This window comes from Deinococcus wulumuqiensis R12, assembly GCF_011067105.1.
Lineage (GTDB): Bacteria > Deinococcota > Deinococci > Deinococcales > Deinococcaceae > Deinococcus > Deinococcus wulumuqiensis.
Map to the genome: position 1 here is coordinate 1,540,200 of NZ_CP049357.1, position 22,152 is coordinate 1,562,351.

Here is a 22,152-nt window from a genome sequence, read left to right on the forward strand (position 1 = left end):
GGCCTTCCGTTTATCACAAATCAGGCGGCGCAGTCGCCCCTGGCACTTGACGCCTTCCTGACCTGCACCCTATACTTTCCTGTCGCCAACCAGGATGGGTTGGACAGGGGTTCTTTGCAGGAAGCCGAACTTCAAAACTAGGTCCTTTTTTGACAGGAGCGTGGGCGAAGGTGCCTGCGGTCCGAGCTGCGCTTTTGGACCTGGACGAAAGCCGCAGACCCGAGATTTCCAGCGTGCGAGGTGTGCATGACCCTGAGTAAGACTCCCCCCCGCATCGAGCGGTTCGGTGAAATCACCGAAGTGATTCCGCTCCCCAACCTGACCGAAGTGCAGGTCAACTCGTTCAAGGCCTTCTTGCAGGACGACAAGGCCCCCGACCAGCGCGAAGACGTGGGGCTGCAAAGCGCCTTCCGTGAAGTCTTTCCCATCGACGAGTCCGAAAAGGGCCGCTCGACGGGCATGGTGCTCGACTTTATCGAGTACCGCCTCGGTGAACCCGAATACAGCCCCGAGGAATGCCGCGAAAAAGACCTCACCTACGAGGCCCCGCTGTACGTCAAGCTCGAACTGATTCACAAGGACACGGGCGTCATCAAGGGCTTCAAGCCCGACAGCCCGCCCGAAAGCTGGGTCTTCCTCGGCAACCTGCCGCTGATGACCGCCGACGGCTCCTTCGTCATCAACGGCGCCGACCGCGTGGTGATTTCGCAGATTCACCGCTCGCCCGGCGTGTACTTCACCAGCTCCTACAAGGGCATCAAGAAGCAGTACACCGCCGCCATCATTCCCATGCCCAAGCGTGGCCCCTGGATCGAACTCGAGTTCGCGGGCGACGTGCTGGAAATGAAGGTCAACAAGCGCAAGTTCCCCGTCTCGATGCTGCTGCGCGTGCTGGGCATGGACGACGCCCAGATTCGCTCGCTGTTCACCGAGTTCACCCCCGACGTGGAACCCGGCGAAGACAAGAGCGCGGGCATGAGCGCCGACGAAGCGCTGCTGCGCCTGTTTACCGTGCTGCGCCCCGGCGACCCGCCCAAGCGCGACAAGGCGATTCAGTATCTCTTCGGGCTGCTGGCCGACCCCCGCCGCTACGACCTGGGTGAACCGGGCCGCTTCAAGATGAACACCAAGCTGGGCGTGCAGCGTCAGGAGCGCACCCTGCTCAAGTTCGAGGACGGCAAGTTCAGCGACGCCGGACTGGTGGACACCATCCGCTACCTGATGGCGCTGCAACAGGGCCTCGAAACGGTCCCGATGGTGGACGAGGACGGCGTGCTGACCGACGTGCCCGTGTCCGAAGACGACATTGACCACCTCGGTAACCGCCGCGTGCGTACTGTGGGCGAGCTGCTCGCCGACCAACTGCGCGTGGGCATGGGCCGCATGGCGCGTGGCGTGCGTGAGCGGATGCTGCTCGGCAACCCCGACGCCGCCACCCCCACCAAACTCGTCAACAACCGCCCCATCGTGGCGGCCATGCGCGAGTTCTTCGGTCGCTCGCAGCTCTCGCAGTTCAAGGACCAGACCAACCCCCTGTCCGACCTGCGCCACAAGCGCCGTATCTCGGCCCTGGGGCCGGGCGGTCTGACTCGCGAGCGTGCAGGCTTCGACGTGCGCGACGTGCACCGCACCCACTACGGACGCATCTGCCCCATCGAAACGCCTGAAGGTGCGAACATCGGTCTGATTTCCTCGCTGTCCTCGTATGCGAAGGTCAACGACCTCGGGTTCATCATGGCCCCCTACCGCAAGGTGGAGAACGGTGTGGTGTCCGAGCAGGTCGAGTACATGACCGCCGACATCGAAGACCGCTACACCATCGCGCAGGCCAACAGCCCGCTCAACGACGACAACACCTTCGCCGACGAGCGCGTGCTGGCCCGCCGCAAGGGTGACCCGCTGCTGTACACGCCCGACGAAGTGGACTACATGGACGTGTCGCCCAAGCAGATCGTCTCCATCAACACCTCGCTGATTCCCTTCCTGGAGCACGACGACGCCAACCGCGCCCTGATGGGTTCGAACATGCAGTCGCAGGCCGTGCCGCTCGTGCGCGCCGACTCGCCCGCCGTGGGGACCGGGGTCGAGCGCCGCGTGGTGACCGACTCCGGCACCTCGGTCGTCAGTGACGTGAAGGGCCGCGTGACCTACGTGGACGCCCGCGCCATTCAGGTGACCCTGACCGAAGACCACCGCGACCTGAACATGAATGCGGGCAACGTCCGCACCTTCGAACTCATTCGCTTTACCCGCTCGAACCAGGGCACCAACCTCGACCAGCACCCCATCGTGTCTATCGGTGACGAGGTTGAGGTGGGTCAGGTCATCGCCGACGGCCCCGCCTCCGAGCGCGGACGCCTGGCGCTGGGGCAGAACATCACCATCGCCATCATGCCCTTCGACGGCTTCAACTTCGAAGACGCCATCTGCATCAATGAAGACCTCGTGCGCCAGGACTTCTACACCTCGGTGCACATCGAGAAGGACGAAATCGAAGCCCGCGACACCAAGCTGGGGCCGGAAAAGATCACCCGCGACATTCCCGGTCTCTCGGAAGCCGCGCTGCGCGACCTCGACGAGGACGGCATCGTGCGCGTGGGGGCCGAAGTCAAGCCCGGCGACATCCTGGTGGGCAAGACCTCCTTCAAGGGCGAATCGGAACCCACCCCCGAAGAGCGGCTGCTGCGCTCGATCTTCGGTGAGAAGGCAAGGGAAGTGAAAGACACCTCGCTGCGCGTGCAGTCGGGTCAGGGCGGCATCGTCGTCAAGACCGTGCGCTTCCGCCGCGGCGACGAGGGCGTGGATCTCAAGCCCGGCGTGCGCGAGATGGTGCGCGTGTACGTGGCCCAGAAGCGTCAACTGCAAGTGGGCGACAAGGTGGCCAACCGCCACGGCAACAAGGGCGTCGTGTCCAAGATCGTGCGCCCCGAGGACATGCCCTACCTCGAAGACGGTACCCCCGTGGACATCGTGTTCAACCCCCTCGGTGTGCCCTCGCGCATGAACCTGGGTCAGATTCTCGAAACCCACCTCGGCGAAGTGGCCCGCCTCACGGGTCAGAAGTTCGAGACCCCGGTGTTCGACTCGGTGACCGAAGCGACCATCAAGGAAATGCTCGAAGTCGCCGCCGCCGAGAGGCTGCAAAAGCGCAAGGACGACGGCTTCGAACTCGACAAGCGTGAGCAGGAAGTGCTCGACCGCGCCGGCAAACTCGGCGTGATCGACGCCCCCGGCGACGACTACGAGAAGGGCCAGATGCAACTTGCCCGCACCGGCAAGAGCATCCTGTTCGACGGACGCACCGGCGAACCCATCAGCGGCCCCGTCGTGGTCGGCATCATGTACGTGATGAAGCTCTACCACATGGTGGAAGACAAGCTGCACGCCCGCTCCACCGGCCCCTACAGCCTCATCACCCAGCAGCCCCTGGGCGGCAAGGCGCAGTTCGGCGGTCAGCGTTTCGGGGAAATGGAAGTGTGGGCGCTCGAAGCCTACGGCGCGGCGCACGTGCTGCAGGAGATGCTCACCATCAAGTCCGACGACATCGACGGACGCGACGCCGCCTACCAGAGCATCGTCAAGGGCGAAGAAGTCTCGGGCAGCACCATCCCCGAATCCTTCAAGGTGCTCGTCAAGGAACTCCACTCGCTCGGCCTGGACGTCGAGGTGCTGGACAACGGCGACAAGGCCGTGGACATCTTTGAAGGGATGATGCCGAAACGATGATGGTTGATCGTTGATGGTTGATAGACCAGCCTAAGCTGTTTGCTTAAGCGGCAGCTTCCATCAACGCTCAGCGAAGCGAAACCATCAACCATCACCAACTTCTCCGAAGGAGAACGAATGAAAGATTTCAACAAAGTTCGCATCGCCATCGCCAGCCCGGAAAAGATCCGTGAGTGGTCGTTCGGCGAGGTCGAAAAGCCCGAAACCATCAACTACCGCACCCTGAAGCCCGAGCGCGAAGGTCTCTTCGACGAGCGCATCTTCGGGCCGATCAAGGACTACGAGTGCGCCTGCGGCAAGTACAAGCGCCAGCGCTACGAGGGCAAAGTCTGCGAGCGCTGCGGCGTCGAAGTGACGAGCTCCAAGGTCCGGCGCTACCGCATGGGCCACATCGACCTCGCGACCCCCGCCGCGCACATCTGGTACGTCAAGGACAGCCCCAGCAAGATCGGCACCCTGCTCGACCTCAGCGCCGGGCAACTGGAAAAGGTGCTGTACTTCTCCTCCTTCATCGTGACCAAGCCCTTCAACGCGCAGAAGGACGGACGGCCCCTCAAGCGCGGCGAACTGCTCAGCGACGACGAGTACCGTGAACTGCGTTTCGGACGGCAGGAAACCTACACCATCCCGAACAGCGTCGAGGACGTGGACATCCGTGACGGCGAGTACGTGACGCGCGGCCAGACGCTGGGCGGCAACGTGGTCTCCAAGATGGACGGTCTGGCGCAGTACCGTTTCCCCCGCCGCGCCGTCATCGCCTACGCCGAGGGTGTGGAAGCCAGCCTGCCGCTCCCCGTGGACGCGCTGGTGCAGCAGGAAACTTTCCGTGCCGGTGAAATCCTGGCGGAGCTGGAAGAAGACGTGCAGCTCACCGCGCCCGTGGCGGGTACCGTGTTCATGCACGAGATGGGCGAAGACTCGGTGATGGTCGAGCTGCGTGAAGGCGTGGAAGCGAGCGACACCGACGAAGAAGGCGCCGACGCCGACCCCGCTCAGGGCGAAGTGCTGGCCCGCGTGTACGTGCCGCACGGCATGAACGTGCAGGTGGCCGAGGGTGAAATCGTGGAAGCGGGCGCGGTGCTGGCCGAAGCCGCAGCGGGCGTACGCCTGCGCGTGAGCCGCGACAGCAACCTCAGCGGCGTCACCTTCCCCAAGAAAAAGGGCGACGTGACCGTCACCGCGCACTGGACGCGCCGGGTGGAATACCCCATCGACCCCACCATGCACGTCCTCGTCGGTGACGGCAGCGAAGTGGCGAAGGGCCAGCGCGTGATCGGCGCGATTGACAAGGAAGAAGAAGTCATCGCCGAGGCCGACGGCGTGATTACCCTGCACCAGCCCGCGAGCATTCTGGTGAGCAAGGCCAAGGTCTACGCCTACGACGACGAGCCGCTGGTGGTCAACGGTGACCGCGTGGAGCCGGGCGACGAACTCGCCGACGATGGCAACCTGCGCTCTGAAATCTCGGGCCGCATCGAACTCGACCTCGTGCGTAAGCAGGTGCGCGTCATCGAGTCCTACGACTTCGAAGCCAAGATGGGGGCCGAAGCCGTCAAGGAACTGCTCGACGAACTCAACCTCGACGAACTCGAAGCCGAGCTGAACGAGCAGATGAAGGACAACAGCCGTCACAAGCGTGCCAAAGCCCGCAAACGGCTGGAAGTCACCCGTTCCTTCAAGGCGAGCGGCAACAACCCCTCGTGGATGATTCTCGGCACCGTGCCGGTGATGCCACCCGACCTGCGCCCGATGGTGCAGGTGGACGGCGGACGCTTCGCGACGTCGGACCTCAACGACCTGTACCGCCGCCTGATCAACCGCAACAACCGCCTCAAGAAGCTGATGAGCCAGGGTGCGCCCGACATGATCATCCGCAACGAAAAGCGCATGTTGCAGGAAGCGGTGGACGCCCTGATCGACAACGGACGCCGGGGCAGCCCCGTGACCAACCCCGGCTCTGACCGCAGCCTGCGCTCGCTGACCGACCTGCTCGGCGGCAAGCAGGGCCGTTTCCGCCAGAACCTGCTGGGCAAGCGCGTGGACTACTCGGGCCGCTCGGTCATCGTGGTCGGCCCGCAGCTGAGGCTGCACCAGTGCGGTGTGCCCAAGCGTATGGCGCTGGAACTGTTCAAGCCGTTCCTGTTCAAGGTGCTCGAAGAAAAGGGCGAAGTCACCAACATCAAGCAGGCCCGCAAGATGCTGGAGCGTTACCGCGACACCCGTGACTCCGTCTGGGACGCCCTCGAAGAAGTGATCGAGGACAAGGTCGTGCTGCTCAACCGCGCGCCCACGCTGCACCGTCTGGGCATCCAGGCGTTCGAGCCGGTGCTGGTCGAAGGTCAGTCCATCCAATTGCACCCCTTGGTCTGTGAAGCCTTCAACGCCGACTTCGACGGTGACCAGATGGCAATTCACGTGCCGCTCTCGGCGCAGGCGCAGGCCGAAGCCCGCATTCAGATGCTGGCCTCGCACAACCTGCTCTCCCCCGCCAACGGCGAGCCGAACGTCAAGCCCAGCCGTGACATCATCCTGGGCATCTTCACCCTGACCCAGCTGCGCCGCGACAACCTCGGCGCGGGCACCGAGTACGCCTCGGAAGCCGACGTGCTGGCCGCCTACGACGAAGGCAAGCTGATGCTCAACAGCCCCGTCCTGGTCAACGGCCAGGAAACCAGCCCCGGTCGCCTGCGCTACACCTTCTCCAACCCCGACGAGGCGCTGCATGCCGTCGAACAGGGCGAAATCGACCACCAGGACCACGTCCGTATCCGTCTGGGCGGTCAGGTGTACGAGACCAGCGCGGGCCGCGTGCAGTTCCGCCGCATGGTGCAAGAAGCCCTCGGCACCCAGGCGCACCTCGTGGACACGCTGGTGGACCTCGAAACCACCTACGAGAAGGACGCCCTCAAGGACATGGTCATGGCCTGCTTCAAGCACCTCGGCATCGAGGCGACCGCCGGGCTGCTCGACGCGCTCAAGGACGGCGGGTTCAAGCTCTCGACCACTTCGGGCATCACCATCGGCATCGACGACATCGTGCTGCCGCCCAACAAGCCCGAGCTGCTGGCCGAGGCCGACCAGATGCTCGCCGAGATCGAGCAGAACTTCGAGTTCGGCTTCATGACCGAAGAAGAGCGTTACAAGCAGGTCGTGCAGCTGTGGAACAACACCACCGACGCCGTGAAGGACGCGGTGTTCGAGAACTTCAGCAAGAACTACCCCTTCAACCCCCTGTGGATCATGAGCCAGTCGGGAGCGCGTGGCAACCCGCAGCAGATTCGTCAGCTCGCCGGGATGCGCGGCCTGATGGCCCGCCCGGACGGCTCGACCATCGAAGTGCCGATTCGCGCCTCCTTCCGCGAAGGTCTGACCGTGCTGGAGTACTTCATCTCGACCCACGGGGCGCGTAAGGGCGGGGCCGACACCGCGCTGCGTACCGCCGACTCCGGCTACCTCACCCGCAAGCTGGTGGACGTGGCCCACGAAGTCGTCGTGCGCGACGTGGACTGCGGCAGCACCGACTCCACCGTGATGCCGCTGGGGGCCACCGACGAGCGCACCGGCGAATGGCGCAGCCGCAAGGGCAGCGAAATCGAAACCAGCATCTATGGCCGCACCCTCACCGCCGATGTCGAACTCAGCGATGGCCGCGTGATTGCTGAAGGCGAAATGCTCTCGATGGAAGACGTGAAGGCCATCACCAAGGATGCCAAGGCGATCGGTGAGGTTTATGTCCGCACCCCGCTGAACTGTAAGGTCAAGGCGGGCGTGTGCCAGAAGTGCTACGGCTACGACCTCTCGCAGGCCAAGCCCGTCAGCATGGGCGAAGCCGTAGGCGTGGTGGCCGCCGAGTCCATCGGCGAACCCGGCACGCAGCTCACCATGCGGACCTTCCACACCGGGGGTATCGCGGGCGGCGGCGACATCACCATGGGTCTGCCGCGCGTGATCGAGCTGTTCGAAGCGCGCAAGCCCAAGACGCAGGCTGTGGTCGCTGACCGCGACGGCGTGGTCCGCATCGAGGAAGAAGAAGAGCGTTACCTCGTGCGCATCGAAGCCGACGACGAGCAGTACTCCTCCAAGACGGCGACCAAAGTGCCCCGCGTGCTGCGCATGACGGTCAAGGACGGCGACCGCGTGGAAGCCGGTCAGCCGCTCACGCGCGGCGCGATCAACCCCCACGACCTGCTGCTGTACAAGGACACCGACGCCGCGCAGCGTTACCTCGTGGAAGAAGTGCAGCGCGTGTACCGCTCACAGGGCGTGAAGGTCCACGACAAGCACATCGAAGTCATCGTGCGCCAGATGCTGCGCTGGGTCGAAGTCACCGACGGCGGCGACACCACGCTGCTCGAAGGCCAGACCGTCGAGCGCTGGGAAGTGGACGCGGCCAACGACGCGCTGCAGGACGGCCAGACCCCCGCGAGCTGGAAGCCGGTGCTGCTCGGCATCACCAAGAGCAGCCTGACCACCAAGTCGTGGCTGTCCGCCGCCTCCTTCCAGCACACCACCCACGTGCTGACCGAAGCCTCCATGAAGGGCCAGGTGGACGACCTGATCGGCCTGAAGGAAAACGTCATCCTCGGCAAGCTGATTCCGGCGGGCACGGGCCTTCAGACCGTCCGCGAAATGCAGGTGGCCGACGAGCGCACGCTGGAAAAATACGGCGAAGGCAGCACCAGCTCCGACGCCGTGACCGGAACGCAGAGGTACGACGACACCCGCCCCGGCAGCAGCATCAACCCCGGCTACGGCGACTGAGGCTCATGGCAGAAAGCCGATGGCAGATGGCTCAAGGCTGAACACTGAAAGGCTGGTCCCCACTCGGAAACGGGTGGGGGCTTTTCTTGGTCGGATGCAGGGGAAGCGGGAGCAGAGTGGTGGACTCGCGTCGGGCAGAACGCTCCCTGATGTGGGGCAGAATCGTTCTTCGGAGATCACAGAAAAGCGCCCCCACTCGAAATCGGGCGGGGGCGCTTTCGATGCGAATCGAGTTCACTCAGCGCGAGTATCGCTTGCCCGCGTAATCGGTGAACACGCCGATGCCGTAGCTCACCTTGCGCACGCTGTTCAGGACTGCCGCGCCGTTCCAGGCCAGACCCGCGCTGGAGCCGCCGTCGAGCAGCAGAGCGTCGCGGGCGCCGAGGGCCTGCATCACCTGGCCCATCTGCCCGACGCTGAGCTTGGCGTGGGTGGTGACGAGCAGCAGGTCACGGGGTCCGGCGAGGCCGATGGCGCTGCGGGCCGCCTGTCCGAAGACGGCGGGGTCACGAAACACCGAGCTGTAGCGGTTCTGGACCACGCCGCCGCGCACGATCTGCGGCCCGGTGGCGATGACGGTTTCCATGCCCGACCAGCTCGTGTCGAGCACCCGCCCCAGCAGCCCGGTGCCGCCCTGACGAATCTCGGCGCGGTTGTCGGGCGTGATCGCCAACGCCGAGGGAATCCGGCCCCAGGTGAGCAGCCGCCCATGCATCACGATGTCGCCTGCCGGGGCGTAGGTGCCGGGGTGAAAATAACTTCCGTTCACCACGGCCCGCGCCCCGCTGCGGGCGGCCAGAGCGCTGACAGTGGCCCCCGAGCCGCCCTTGAGGCCCGCGCCGGGCAGGACCGGCGTCACGAGCACGTTGCGCCAGCGCAGGTCCACCCGAACCACCTGCACGGCGATGCCCAGCAGCGTCGCCTGCCGCAGGGTCACGGGGGCCGACACCGGACGCGGCGGAATTGGCACCGCCACCCGCTGCGGCACCAGCACCCGCATCCCCGGCAGGATGTGGCCTGTGCTCCTGAGACCATTGAGCTGCCGCAACTGCTCGGGCGTGACCCCATAGGTCTGGGCCAGCGTGCGGGCGCTGTCACGCAGGCCGACGCGCACGTAGCGGTGAATCAGCCGCGCCTCGGTGCCGGGGGGCAGCGAGGGCACGGCGCGGGCAGGGGTCGCCGCCGCAGGAGCAGGGCCGCGCAACTTGAGGACCTGTCCCACATGAATGGTGGTTCCTTTCAGGCCGTTGAGCCGCTGGAGTTGCTCGACCCGCAGGCCCACCTTCACGCCGATTTTCGCCAGGGTGTCGCCGCGAACGACCACGTAGGTGCCGGGCGACGCCGCCTTGGTCGGGGCTTTGGCGGGGGGCTTGGCAGCGGCCACCGGCTTGGGGGCGGTCAGCCGCAAGACCTGGCCGGGTTCGATGGTGGCCCCTTTTAGCCCGTTGAGCCGCTGAAGCTGCTCGACCCGCAGGCCCACGAACTTGCCGATGCTTGCCAGGGTGTCTCCCCGCCGCACCGTGTAGGTGGTCGGCGGCGCCTTGGGCACAGTCGTTTTGGGCACAGTTGTTTTGGGGGCAGGTGGGGCGGTCAGTCGCAGGACTTGCCCGATGAGCAGGGCGTCCCCTTTCAGGCCGTTGATGCGCTTGAGCTGCTCGACCCGCAAGCCCACCTTGACCCCTATTTTCGCCAGGGTATCGCCGCGCTGCACCCGGTAAGTGGTCGGCGGCGGCGTGAGGCGCAGCACTTGGCCGACTTCCAGGGTGTTCGACTTCAACCCGTTGAGCCGCTGAAGCTGTTCCACCCGCAGACCCACGACCTTCCCGATGCTGGTCAGGGTATCGCCGCGCCGAACGGTGTAGGTGGTCGGCACGGGTTTGGGGACGGGCCGGGCCGGAGCAGAACGAGCCGGAGCAGAACGAGCCGGAGCAGCGGGCGTAGATTGAGCAGGCGCAGGCGACAGCTTGACCTGTGGCGCCCGGACCCTGAGCACCTGCCCCACCTCGATGGTGGTGGACTTCAGGCCGTTGAGCCGCTGAAGTTCGGCCACACTCAGGCCGTTCTGAAGGGCGATGCGGTAAAGCGTCTGCCCTGGCCGGACCACCACGGTCTGCGGGGCAACGGGAGCGGACGCTGCGCTGGGCAGCAGCAGGATGAAGGAAAGAAAAAGGCAGCGCATGCGCCCAGACACTTGAGCACGCCGTCGTCAGCAGCGGATGAGGACGGGGCAGCCCGACTTAGCGCCCCGGCGTGCTGCCCGGAAAAAACGCCACGTGCCCCACCATGTAGGCGCAGCCGTACATGAACAGGATGACCACCGGCAACAGCTTCAGGCCCTTGCGCCGCTCGATGAACTGCCCGCGAATCAGGCTTTCTATCAGCAGCAGGCTCAGCAGGGCAAAGACGCCGTACAGCCAGTGCATCCCTTCCTGGGTCGGGTCGTAGGGCGTGCCGAACTTGGTTTTTCCTCCGCCAACATCTATGGCGCTCGGGACTTTTCCACCGGCGAGCGTCAGCAGGATGCCGGTCAGCGCGGGGAGCAGGAATGTCAGCCAGGTCAGCCGCACCCCAGCCAGAAAGCCGGGCGTCACCTCGTCGCGCCGCAGCATCCAGAAACTCCAGACGAACAGCAGCAGGCTGGTCAGGGCAAACGGGTTGGGGGCCAGAAACGCGGCGTCGAAATTGAAACTGTAGCCGTGCAGCGCACGCAAAACGTCCATACCTCACAGCGTATCGCCCTGAGGGGGGGCGGGCCGTCCTTCCGACGTGGCTCTCCCCTTCACCCGGCTCCCGTAAAGTCGGCGGTATGGACATCCCAGGTCTTTTCAACAACTACGGCTGGCTGCTCGGCCTCTTCGGTGTGCTCAACATCGTCTGTCTGGTGCACGCGGTGGTCACGCGGCAGGGCGCGCTGTGGATCGTCTTTCTGGCGCTCAATCTTTTTCTGGGCGGGTTTATCGCCACGCTCTTTTACACCTTCATGGTGCTGTTGCCCAATTTGCAGGGCAGTCGCCGGGCGGCGACGCAGGCCGTGCAGCGCGGCGTGGAGGCGATCAAGCCGCTCGACGTGCGTGTGCGCGAGGCGCAGCAGGCTCTGGCCGAAAGTGACACCCTGGAACGCCGCGCCGAGCTGGCGAACCTGCAGGCCCGCGCCGGGCGACCCGAGGAGGCGCAGGCGACGCTGGCCCCGCTGCTCAGCGGCATCTACGCCGACGACCCGGTGGTGCTGCTCAGCGCGGCGCAGCTCGATCTGGCCCAGGGCAACCCGGCAGGCGCCGAGGCACGGCTGAGCCGGGTGGACCTGCGAACGAGCGCCGCGACACGCACCCGCACGCTGACCCTACTGGCGCTGGCGCAGGAGCAGCAGGGCAAGCCCGAGGCCGACCACACCTACCGCGAGGCGAGTCAGGTCGCCACCACCGAGGAGCCACGCGCCCGCCACGCTGCCTATCTGATTCGGCAGGGGCGCACCGAGGACGCCCGCGCCGTGCTGGAAGCCCTGGAAAAAAGCGAGCGTCAGGCCAGTCCGCTTTACCGCAAGCAGGAGCGCGAATGGTTCACCCTGGCCTCGGAGCTGCGCAGGAAGCTGGGATAGGAAGCAAACGAAAGCCCCCACCACTTGGGGCGGGGGCTTTGCGGTGTTGCGATTACCAGCGGTCGTCGCGGCGGGGGCGGTCACCGTAGGCGGGCGCGGGGGCTGCCTTGGTCACCACGATGTTCTTGGCCTGGGGGCCTTTGCCGTTCTGACCGGGTTCAATTTCGAACTCGACTTCGTCACCCTCGTTGAGCTTACGGAAGCCCGAGGAGTTGATCGCGCTGTAGTGCGCGAACACGTCGGCGCTGCCTTCGGTCTCGATAAAGCCGAAGCCTTTCTCTGCATTGAACCACTTCACTCTTCCAGTTGCCATCTCAAATCTCCTTGCTCTCACCAACAAAAGGCCACATGCCGCTTCTTGCTCTTTTCCCGGCATGTCCCTTCAAGTTCTCTGCTGGTGTTGAACGAAAGGCAAGATAGGCGGCCAGGGCACCGACAAACGAAATTCAGAACACATTTCTACGGCGCTTGGACAAAGTCTAAAGATTCGGGTCCTGGTCTGCCGTCAGCAGAACGCGAGTCAGCAAAAACCCCGCCCCTGTTGGGAGGCGGAGTCGAAGGTGAAGTCAGGCGGCGTGGTTCGGTAAACAGCCGTCTCAGACGCTGATTTCGGCGAACCGGGCGTTCTCGCGGATGAAGTCCTTGCGCGGGGCGACTTCCGACCCCATCAGGGCGTCGAAAATCTCGTTGGCGATAATCAGGTCGTCAATGCTCACGCGCTTGAGCACGCGGGTTTCGGGGTTCATGGTCGTTTCCCAGAGCTGGTCGGCGTTCATCTCGCCCAGCCCCTTGAAGCGCTGAATCTCGTACTTCTTGCCCGCCTTGGTCGCCTCGGCGACGTGCTCCTTGAGTTCCTCGTTGGTGAAGAGGTAGACGCCCTTGTTGTTCTTGGTCTGCGCCCCCACCGTGATTTTGTAAAGCGGCGGCTGCGCGATGTAGAGGTGTCCCTGCTCGACCACCGGGCGCATGAAGCGGAAAAAGAACGTCAGCAGCAGCGTGGTGATGTGCCCGCCGTCCATGTCGGCGTCGGTCATGATGACAATCTTGTGGTAGCGCAGGTTTTCGAGGTCGAAGCGCATTTCCTCGCCCTTGCCGTCGAAGCCCGCGCCGATAGCACCGATGAGTGAGCGGATTTCGGCGTTCTTGAGAATCTTGTTCAGCTCGGCCTTTTCCACGTTCAGGATCTTGCCGCGCAGGGGCAAGATGGCCTGGAAACGGCGTTCGCGTCCGCCCTTGGCGCTGCCGCCTGCCGAGTTGCCTTCCACGATGAACAGTTCGGACTCGGCGGGGTCCTGCGAGGAGCAGTCGGCCAGCTTGCCGGGCAGGTCGTCGTTTTCCAGCGGGTTGGAGCGGCGCACGATGTCGCGGGCTTTGCGCGCCGCGTCACGGGCGCGGGCGGCTTCGGCGGCCTTCTCGACAATCGTCTTGCCGATTTTGGGGTTTTCTTCGAGGAACTGCGCGAATTTCTCGCCCACGATGGCGTTGACGGCGGTTTGCGCCTCGCTGTTGAGCAGCTTGACCTTGGCCTGCGACTCGAACTGCGGGTCGCCCACCTTGACGCTCACCACGCAGTAGATGCCTTCGAGCAGGTCGTCGCCGCTGGGCACGGGGTTTCCGGCCTTGATGAGGTTTTTGGAAGCGGCGTACTTGTTCAGCACGCGGGTGTACGCCGTCTTGAAGCCGGTCAGCGGGGTGCCGCCGTCGCGGGTGCGAATCATGTTGGCGTAGGTCAGGATGTTGTCGCTGGCGTAGGTGTTGGCGTGGATGAAGGCCACCTCCACCTCGACCTCGGCGTGGGTGCCGCGCATCACGACAGGCTGGTCGTACAGCAGCTTGGAATCGTCGGTGACCAGGGCGCGGGCGAAGTTGGCGATGCCGCCCTTCTCGTGGAAGATTTCTTCCTTGACCTCGCCGCCGTGCAGCTCGGTACGCTCGTCACGAATGACGATTTTCAGACCCGTCAGGTAGGCCAGTTCGCGCAGGCGGTTGCGAATGCGGCTGTAGTCGAACTGGTTGTCGAACTCCTTGAAGATGCCGGGGTCGGGCTGGAAGCTCACCTTGGTGGACCACTTCACGTCTTTGGGGGTGGCGCCGAGCACTTCGAGCGGCTGCACCAGAATGCCCTTTTCGAAGCGGACGTGGTGAAGCTGGCCGTGCTTGTTCACCGTCACGTCGAGGTAGGTCGAGAGCGCGTTGACCACCGTCGAACCGACGCCGTGCAGACCGCCGGAGACCTTGTACGCGCCCTGACCGAATTTGCCGCCCGCGTGCAGCTCGGAAAAAATCACTTCGATAGCCGGGCGGCCCTTGGACTTCATGATGTCCACCGGAATGCCGCGCCCGTTGTCGGTCACGGTGGCGGCACCGTCGGCGTGCAGCACGATTTCGATTTCATTGGCGAAGCCCGCCAGCCCTTCGTCGATGCCGTTGTCGATGATTTCGGTCAGCAGCTGGTGGTAGCCGTCGATGCCCGTGCCACCCTGCACGTACATGCCGGGGCGCTTGCGAACGGCATCCATGCCCTCCAGCACGCTGATCTGGTCGGCGTTGTAGTCGTCGGCAGTGCCTGCCGCGTGGCTGAAACTCGCGTTCTGGGCATCATCCTGGGGCTGCTGGCCCTGGAATTCGTCGTCACTGTGGGTCATGGTTCTCCTCAAAAAGCCGCCCACACGGGGCGGAACAAACGAACTCACTCGGTGTCGGGCCGGAGGCGGCCTCAGCCCCCCCGGCTATGGAAGCAATATAGCGCGTGAGACGAAAAATATCAATCTTATTACGTCATATACAGAATAAACTCGGGCCGTTTCTAGGCCCTAAACTCCGCCGCAGCGAGGCTTTTTAGAGGCGGGGCGGGTGGGGCACCGGCGGATAAAGTTCGAGGGTCTTTCGCCCGTTGCCGGGAAGGGTCAAAATAGGCCACAGATGCGCTGCCAGAACCTGACCATGTCCCTGACGGGCCGCCTGCTGCTGCTGGGTGGCCTCGGCCTCGGCGGCCTGGGGGCCGCGCAAACCGCTCCGGTGCCTGCGACCTCGGCGCCTGCCCAGACGGCTCCCCAGACCTCCGGGGCGCAACCTGCCGCGTCCGGGCCACTCGGGACGGCGCTTCCCCTCCCCACCCCGGCCACGACTCCCCCCCGCACCCTGGGCGGGGGCGCCGCAGCGGGCGGAGTGACCGGCTGCGTCCTGCCCTCGGGCACGGTGCCCAGTCAGACGCGGGCGGTGTTCGTGCTGGACACCAGCGGCAGCATGCGCGGTATCGGAGATGGCAAGGCCGACATCTTCGACCGCGTCAAGAACAGCGTGGAGCGGTACGTGGACACGGCCCGGCCCGATCAGGTCAAGCTGATCACCTTCGACAGCGGCGTGCGCGCCGAACGCAGCTACGACCTGCCCGCACAGGCCGAGCAGCTGCGCGGCGACCTCGGCACCCTGAAGGCCGACGGCAACAACACCTATCTGTACCGCTCCATGCACGCCGCGCTCACCCCGCTGGCGGCGAGCGACCGTTACGTGACCAGCGTGTTCGTGATGACCGACGGCATCGACAACGACCCGAAGCCGCAGTACTCGGCCCAGGGCGCCCTGTCGGCGTTTCAGGCGCGGGGAACGCTCGATACCCTCGCCTACATCGCGCTGGGCAGCTCGATTCCCGAGGACGCCAAGAACGCTCTGGCGGCCAGCGACTACGCTTCGGGCATGACGCTGCCCCCCGGCGAGGTGCCCGACCTGGTGGCCCTGAGCGGTGGGGTGCGGCTGGCGACCGTGACCGACCCGAACCGGGTGCCCGCCCCGTTTCCCGACGGCACGCCGCTTTCGCTGGCAGCGCAGGACAGCCGCGTGTCCCTGGCCCGGCCTGACGCCGTGGGGGGCAGCGCCCAGCTGCGGGTGAACCGCGACATCCCTGCGGGCAGCGCCGCGCTGCTGTGCGCTCCTGCCGTGCCCAGCCCCAACGTGGTCGGCCCGCGCACCCGCCGCGTGCTGCTCAAGCTTCAGATGATGGAAGGCGGCCAGACTCCGGGCACGCAGACGGCAGCCGCCCAGGGCCAGTCCGGTCAAGCCCAGTCCGGTCAAGCCCAGTCCGGTCAGACCCAGCCCGCACAGAACCAGACCGGGGTCTCGACCACCCGCACCACGACCACCCAGACGACGGTGCAGACGGGACAAGGCGGACAGACGGGGCAGACCGGCAGCCGTGACCTGGCCGGGCTGCTGTGGCTCAACCCGGGCGCGGCGGCCCTGGCCCAGGGGCAGGAGACCGTGCTGCGCTACCGGGCCACCGGAGGCCTCCCGCTCGACGGCGCGCAACTGCTGTTGCCTGCCGGACTGTCCGGATTCAGCGCCGTGCTGGAGCGGCAGCCGGGGGCCAGCGAGTTCGCCGTGCGGGTGCAGCGCAGCGCCGACTCGGCCAGCGACGCGGCCCTGGCAAACAGTCTGCCCGGCGGCTTCCTGACCCCCCGCCTGCTGCTCGCCACCGGGCAGGTGGTCAACCTCACGCCGCTTCAGGTGGCTGGACTTCCCGGCAACGGCGGCGCCGCCACCACCGTGCTGCCGGTCGGACCGGCCAGCGCACAGCCGCAACCCGGAACGCCGGGTGCGGCGGCGACTGGCCAGGCGACCGGCCAGGGCCAGGCGAACCAGAGTGCGTCGGCCCCATCGCAGACCACGCCGACCCAGGGAGGCCAGACGCCAGCGGCCCAACCCTCGACAGCCCAGCCCTCGACAGCCCAGAACCCAGCAGCTCAGAACCCGGCAGCTCAAACTCCAGCAGCCCAGCCCTCAGCGGTTCCGGGTTCGCAGGGACAGGCCCCGGCCGCTTCGCGCCCCTCCTTTCCCTGGTGGATTCTGCTGCTGCTCGCGCTGATGGGGCTGATTGCGCTGATGGTCCGGCGCGGACTCCAGGGCGCCACCGGCACCAAGACGATGGCGGCGGCGGCGGTCAAGGGCAACCGCCCCCCACCCACGGCGGCGCGCCACACCCGCGCGGCGGCTCCGGTGCCGGTGCCTGTCCCGGTGGCCCCAGCCGCGCCTGCGGTGCCCAGCCGGGTCGAGGGGCTGCACTACCGCGACGACCGCACGCTGGCCCTGGTGGGACTCGAGGGCGACATGCGGGGCATTCCCACGCCGCTGGCCGGGAGCTTCGATCTGGGGCAGGTGTCCAGAGCCGCCGACCTGCGCGGGCTGCGGGCTGAGCAGGTGCCGGGCGGCCTGGAACTCTCGCACATTCCCGACGACCTGATTCTGGCCCAGGGCACCCAGCTGCTTGCCAGTGGCGACCTGGTCGTGCCGGGCACCCTGCTGAGCGTGGTGTCCACCGTGACCGGCCCGCGACCCTCACTGGGGCTGCTGACCGGCCTGGGCCGCCCGCTGATGCTGCGGGCCAACGGAGCGCAGCTCGAAATCACCGGGCCTTACGGCGATCACCTGCTGTCGCTGACCCCCGGCATTCTCGACCTCGGAGAGATGCTCGAAGCCCCGGCGCTGCGCGGCATGAAGCTCAGCACCCGTGGCTACCACATCATGCTGACCGACCTGCCGCAGGGCGTCACGCTGACCAACGCCGCCGACCACACCCCCATCCGCGCCGGAATGTACCTGCCCGAGCGGACGGGCCTGCTTCTGCGCGGCCTCTGATACGGATTCCGCTTCATTCCTGCACAGTCGGGAAAGCGCCGCCTGTGCATCCATATCGCAGAATCCGTATTTTTTCCTACTCGCATCCGCTCTGCTGCGCAGCTTTGCAAGTCGGATTGAATCTGAAACTACCAGATTCAATCGGAACCCGTCTCAGTCTTCCCCGGTCAGCAGCGCCAGCACCTCGTCGGGCATGCGCGATGGGCGGTACTGGTGGTCGGTGGCGATGTGGTGGGTTTCTCCCGTCGCCAGCAGTTCGCGGGGACCGGGGCCGAGGCGGTGGACCTCATACCCGAATTTCAGCGTGCGGCTGCGGACCTCGGTGATGCGGGTGGTGATTTCCAGGCGGTCGTCGTAGCGGGCGGCGCGGCGGTACTGGACCGTCAGGCCGCTGAGCATCAGGTAATAGCCCCGCGCTTCGAGGTCGGTGTACGGCAGTCCCAGCGCGTGCATCAGGTCGGTGCGGGCCACCTCGAACCACACCGGGTAAGTGGCGTGGTGGGCCACCGCCATCGCGTCGGTTTCGGCGTACCGCACCCGCAGCTCGGTCCGGTGCGCCTGTAGGCCGCTCACCATGTCGTTCCCGGCACGGCAGGAAAGCGCTGGTCGTCGGCGGCGTGAAATTCCAGGGTGGGCGTGCGGCGCATGCGGACCTGGGCGGACACCTCGCGTTGCAGGCGGCCCCGCGCGTGGGTCAGGGCGTCCAGCAACTCGGGCATGTCGGCGCCGATGGCACTCACGTACACCCGCGCCTGACCGTAGTCGGGCGTGACATGCACACGCTCCACGGTCACGATCAGCGGCACGCGGGGGTCACGCAGCTCGGCAATGGCGCTGCTGAGCACCCGGGTCAGTTGGGCCTGCACCTGCTCAGGCTTCATGGGCGGCCCCGGACAGGGTGAGGAGATGGCAGCGACTTCATCCCCGCATCGTACTGCCCGGAAGGGGGCCGGGCTATGCTGGGGCCATGAACATCGCTGATCCGCTGGGGGTGCCCGCCGCGCCGCTGGAGACGTGGCAGGCCATGCAGACGCGGCTGGACGACGCCGACCTGACCGGCGCCCGCTTGATCCTGATCACCGACCGTCAGGGCGAGCGTTCTCAGGCGGGGTACGCGGCGCTCGTGCTGCTGGGGCAGGGACCGCAGGAAACAGCGGTGATTTCGGCTCCGGCGTTCGGCCCACGCTACGGCGCAGCAGGCCGCGCGGCGCTGGCCGAACTGGTGAACTGGGCCGACGGTGCGGGTCTCCCCACCGCCGAGACGATTCTGAGCGGCGGCGACGTTCAGCGCGTGCTGGCCGAACCCGACGCGGACGAGGTGGCGAATCTCATCGCGGCGAGCAACCCGGCAGACCCCGCGATCTACACGACGCCCGCGCCGCCTGCCGAGCCGGAGTGGACCTATTGATAAGTGGGTCTCAAGCCTCCTGTGCCGACTGGCTCTGAGCTATGGGCCATGAGCCATGAAGAAGCTGTTCAGAGCTTATGGCTCATAGCTCATGGCAAGGAGCAACAGCCCCTCGACAGGTGATACGGCCATACCGCGTTCTCAATAAGTTACTTGCGCAACTTTTTGCGCTCCAGCACCGCCAGCTCGTCGACCCGCTCGTTTTCGCCGTGCCCGGCGTGGCCTTTGACCCACAGGAACGTCAGGGCGTGGACCCTGGCGAGTTCGATGAGTTCTTCCCAGAGGTCCTGGTTTTTGACCGGCTCCTTGCTCGCCGTTTTCCAGCCGTTGCGCTGCCAGTTCAGAATCCAGCCGTCGGTAAAGGCCTTGCGCAGGTACTGGCTGTCCGTGATCACCTTGACCTGACAGGGCCGCTTGAGCATCCGCAGCCCTTCGAGCAGCCCGCGCAGCTCCATGCGGTTGTTGGTGGTGTTCTCCTCGTTGCCGCTGATGACCAGTTCGTGCTCGCCCGAGCGCAGGATGGTGGCCCAGCCGCCGTGTCCCTTGGTGGTGTCGCAGGCGCCGTCGCTGTACAGCTCGACCACCTGCCCGCTGACCGGCGCCTCGGGCTGAATCCCGGCGCGAATCGGCAGACGGTCACGCGACACCTCCGGGGCTTTGCGGGAAAAGGATTTGCCGGAGCGCGTCATAGGCGCGAACTGTAGGGAGCGCGGGCGGGGGCTGTCAACCGCCTGGCCTGTAGCCCGAACCCGCCGACCCGCCGGTCAGCCGACTTCGGGCGGTTCCACATCCTCGGGGAGGCGCACCGGGTCCATCGGCACGGCCAGCGACCCGTCGCCCTGGTAGGCCGGGCTGGGAAACCAGTAACGCCGCAGCCACAGCACCAGCAGCGCCGCCGTCGGAATGGCGAGCAGTGCCCCCGGCAGCCCCGCCAGCCCGCCCCCGATCAGGATGGCGATCAGGATGCTGGCCGCGCTGAGGTTGACGCTGCGGCCCATCACCATCGGGGCGATCACGTTCCAGGCGACCTGGTTGAGCACGAAGTACAGCCCCGCCACGATCAGGACCTTGGTGGTGCCCAGCGGCACCGCCTGAAGCAGCGCCGGAATGGCCGCCAGCACCATGCCCACCAGCGGCACGAGATTGAGCAGTCCAGTCAGCAGCCCCAGCGCCAGCGCGTTGGGCACGCCGAGCAGCAACAGACCGACCCCGGAAATCGCGCCGATCACGAGCAGCAAGATCAGTTGCGCCCGGACATAGTTGCCGAACGACCGGCTCACGTCTTCCGATGCGGCCAGAAGCTGCGGCTGCCAGCTTTTCGGGAAAAGGCGCAGCAGCGTGCGCCCGAACTTGCCGTGGTCGAGCATGAAAAACACCGTCAGCGTCAGCACCAGCCCGGCCTGCCCCAGCCAGTTCATGACCCCGCTGAGCTGACCATAAAGGGCCGAATCGGGCGCCAGCACCTGCGCCAGCAGCGGCCCGAAGTTGCTGCTCAGGTCGTCCACCTGCTTGCGGACGTACTCGGTCAGTTGCGCCTGGGTCTGCGAAATGCTGGCGTCGTCCTGGCCCGGCCCCTTGCCGATCAGGTTTTCGAGCAGTTGCGGCAGGCTGCCCAGCAGGCCCGGCAAACCCTGAAGAAAACTCACCACCTGCGACGCCACCGTCCAGAACAGCACCCCGAAGACGCCGAGCAGCGCCGCCAGAATCAGCACCACACCGAAGGGGCGGGTGACGCGGTGCTTTTCCAGACGCACCAGCAGCGGGTTGAAGGTGTACGACAGCGCGTAGGCGATTGCGATCAGCGCCAGCGGCCCCGAAATGCGGCGTGCCAGCAGCACGACCACCACGGCGGCGAGCGTGTAGACGATCAGGCGCACAGAGGACCGGCTCCACAGAAACGCGAGGAGCTGCGGCACGGTGCGGGAGGCGTGGCTCATCGGAGGTCAGAGTATCGCCTGGGCGGGGGCGCGGGGGCCTGTGTTCCGCGCTGCGCCCGTTCGCACGGCCCACCCGCTACGCTGGGGCCGATGCCCGAGCCGATTTCCTCCCTTCTCGCCGCCATGATTACCCCCGCCGTCCTCATCAGCGGGGCGGGCACCCTGATCATGAGCACCAGCACCCGCGTGGGCCGCGCCACCGACCGGGTGCGCGCGCTGACCTCACGCTTCAAGCAACTCGTTTCGGAAGAGGGGCAGCACGAACCGCTCGCCCGTGAGGAAAAACGCCTGATTATCCGCCAGTTGCCCCGGCTCTCGCGCCGCACCCGCTTTCTGATGCGGGCGCTGCAGGCCTTCTACACCTCGGTGGCGCTGCTGGTGCTGACCAGCATCCTGCTCGGGCTGGACGGGCTGTTCGACGTGAACACCGGCAGCCTGCCGCTGCTGATGGCGCTCGGCGGCAGCGTCGCGCTGGCTTACGGCGCCCTCTTGCTGAGCTACGAAGCCCGCTTCAGCGCCGCGACCACCAAGGAGGAGATGCGTTTTCTGGAAGAACTCGGGCAGCATTACGCCGGGCTGTACGCCGAAGAACTCGAGGGAGCGGAGGAAACGAACAAACCGCCCCCAGCGGCGGGCGCGGGGGGCGGCAGTGGCACGGGGAAACGGTAAGCCGGGTTCTGTCTGCTCCGGGGTCTCCCCCAGGGCAGCCTGATCATCTGTCTGGGACGCCTGTTGCCAGGACGCCTCGAGCGACCATCCTGGCGGCTCAAACGGGCGGGCCGCCCTCGCCGCACGGTCGGGTCTTGCACCGGATGGGGTTGACCAGACGCTCCCGGTCTCCCGGGAACCTGGTGCGCTCTTACCGCACCGTTTCACCCTGACCACCCGCGCCCGCGCCGGGGCCTGTGTGGGGTGGCGGTCTGGTTTCTGTGGCACTGTCCTTCGGCTTCGCCGCTTTCCGCCTGCCCTCGGCGCTCAGGCGGGCGCTCGACTCGCCGACCAGCCGTTAGCTGGCATCCTTGCCCTGCGGTGCCCGGACTTTCCTCACCTGTCCACCAAAAAAGCGGCTCAGGCGCGACCAGGAGTTTCCCCGC

Annotated in this window: 13 protein-coding genes, 1 other RNA gene and 1 pseudogene; 6 read left to right on the forward strand and 9 right to left on the reverse strand. The window is 66.1% G+C overall.

Translation table 11 applies throughout. The annotated features are described in order from the left end of the window. Positions 1 to 246: 246 nt before the first annotated feature. Together rpoB and G6R31_RS07530 are read left to right on the forward strand one after the other, a co-directional pair. Positions 247 to 3,726, forward strand: coding sequence for a DNA-directed RNA polymerase subunit beta (gene rpoB, locus G6R31_RS07525; protein WP_017869019.1), 3,480 nt, complete (start codon positions 247 to 249; stop codon positions 3,724 to 3,726). Positions 3,727 to 3,843: 117 nt separating this feature from the next. Further along, positions 3,844 to 8,487: a DNA-directed RNA polymerase subunit beta' gene (locus G6R31_RS07530; protein ID WP_017869020.1), complete on the forward strand. Its 4,644-nt coding sequence runs from the start codon at positions 3,844 to 3,846 to the stop codon at positions 8,485 to 8,487. A 238-nt stretch (positions 8,488 to 8,725) separates the two neighbouring features. On the opposite strand, the gene G6R31_RS07535 is transcribed toward G6R31_RS07530, so the two are convergent. Next, entirely contained in the window at positions 8,726 to 10,666 is a 1,941-nt protein-coding gene (locus G6R31_RS07535) for a LysM peptidoglycan-binding domain-containing protein (protein WP_017869021.1), read from the reverse strand. A gap of 58 nt (positions 10,667 to 10,724) precedes the next feature. Then, positions 10,725 to 11,207, reverse strand: a complete 483-nt coding sequence (locus G6R31_RS07540) for a hypothetical protein (protein ID WP_017869022.1) — start codon at positions 11,205 to 11,207, stop codon at positions 10,725 to 10,727. Positions 11,208 to 11,293: 86 nt separating this feature from the next. Between G6R31_RS07540 and G6R31_RS07545 the strand changes: the two genes are divergently transcribed. Continuing rightward, positions 11,294 to 12,082, forward strand: a complete 789-nt coding sequence (locus G6R31_RS07545) for a tetratricopeptide repeat protein (protein ID WP_017869023.1) — start codon at positions 11,294 to 11,296, stop codon at positions 12,080 to 12,082. Between the two features lie 52 nt (positions 12,083 to 12,134). Here G6R31_RS07545 and pprM read toward each other — a convergent pair whose 3' ends face one another. Next, complete coding sequence (gene pprM, locus G6R31_RS07550) at positions 12,135 to 12,395, reverse strand: DNA damage response modulator PprM (protein WP_017869024.1); 261 nt, start codon at positions 12,393 to 12,395, stop codon at positions 12,135 to 12,137. Positions 12,396 to 12,678: 283 nt separating this feature from the next. Next, complete coding sequence (locus G6R31_RS07555; protein ID WP_017869025.1) at positions 12,679 to 14,727, reverse strand: DNA topoisomerase subunit B; 2,049 nt, start codon at positions 14,725 to 14,727, stop codon at positions 12,679 to 12,681. Positions 14,728 to 15,004: 277 nt separating this feature from the next. Between G6R31_RS07555 and G6R31_RS07560 the strand changes: the two genes are divergently transcribed. Further along, positions 15,005 to 17,713 (forward strand): vWA domain-containing protein, encoded by a 2,709-nt coding sequence (locus G6R31_RS07560; RefSeq protein WP_025566706.1) that lies wholly within the window; start codon positions 15,005 to 15,007, stop codon positions 17,711 to 17,713. Between the two features lie 153 nt (positions 17,714 to 17,866). Here G6R31_RS07560 and G6R31_RS07565 read toward each other — a convergent pair whose 3' ends face one another. Both G6R31_RS07565 and G6R31_RS07570 read right to left on the reverse strand, forming a co-directional pair. Continuing rightward, positions 17,867 to 18,289: an acyl-CoA thioesterase gene (locus G6R31_RS07565; protein ID WP_017869026.1), complete on the reverse strand. Its 423-nt coding sequence runs from the start codon at positions 18,287 to 18,289 to the stop codon at positions 17,867 to 17,869. Next, entirely contained in the window at positions 18,283 to 18,594 is a 312-nt protein-coding gene (locus G6R31_RS07570; protein ID WP_017869027.1) for a ribosome-binding factor A, read from the reverse strand. Before G6R31_RS07570 ends, G6R31_RS07565 begins: the two co-directional genes overlap by 7 nt. 86 nt (positions 18,595 to 18,680) lie before the next feature. Here G6R31_RS07570 and G6R31_RS07575 point away from each other — a divergent pair, with 86 nt between their 5' ends. Next, entirely contained in the window at positions 18,681 to 19,121 is a 441-nt protein-coding gene (locus tag G6R31_RS07575) for a DUF3197 domain-containing protein (RefSeq protein ID WP_017869028.1), read from the forward strand. 149 nt (positions 19,122 to 19,270) lie between these two features. Here the strand turns inward: G6R31_RS07575 and rnhA are convergent, their stop codons facing one another. Continuing rightward, a complete protein-coding gene (gene rnhA / locus G6R31_RS07580; protein ID WP_017869029.1) occupies positions 19,271 to 19,810 on the reverse strand; it encodes a ribonuclease HI in 540 nt (179 codons plus the stop codon). 75 nt (positions 19,811 to 19,885) lie between these two features. After that, positions 19,886 to 21,058: an AI-2E family transporter gene (locus tag G6R31_RS07585; protein ID WP_017869030.1), complete on the reverse strand. Its 1,173-nt coding sequence runs from the start codon at positions 21,056 to 21,058 to the stop codon at positions 19,886 to 19,888. 168 nt (positions 21,059 to 21,226) lie between these two features. Between G6R31_RS07585 and G6R31_RS17090 the strand changes: the two are divergent. Continuing rightward, positions 21,227 to 21,526: pseudogene (locus G6R31_RS17090) on the forward strand (DUF2721 domain-containing protein); the annotation flags it as partial. Between the two features lie 182 nt (positions 21,527 to 21,708). On the opposite strand, the gene rnpB reads toward G6R31_RS17090, so the two are convergent. Further along, positions 21,709 to 22,152: RNase P RNA component class A (gene rnpB / locus G6R31_RS07595), an RNA gene on the reverse strand.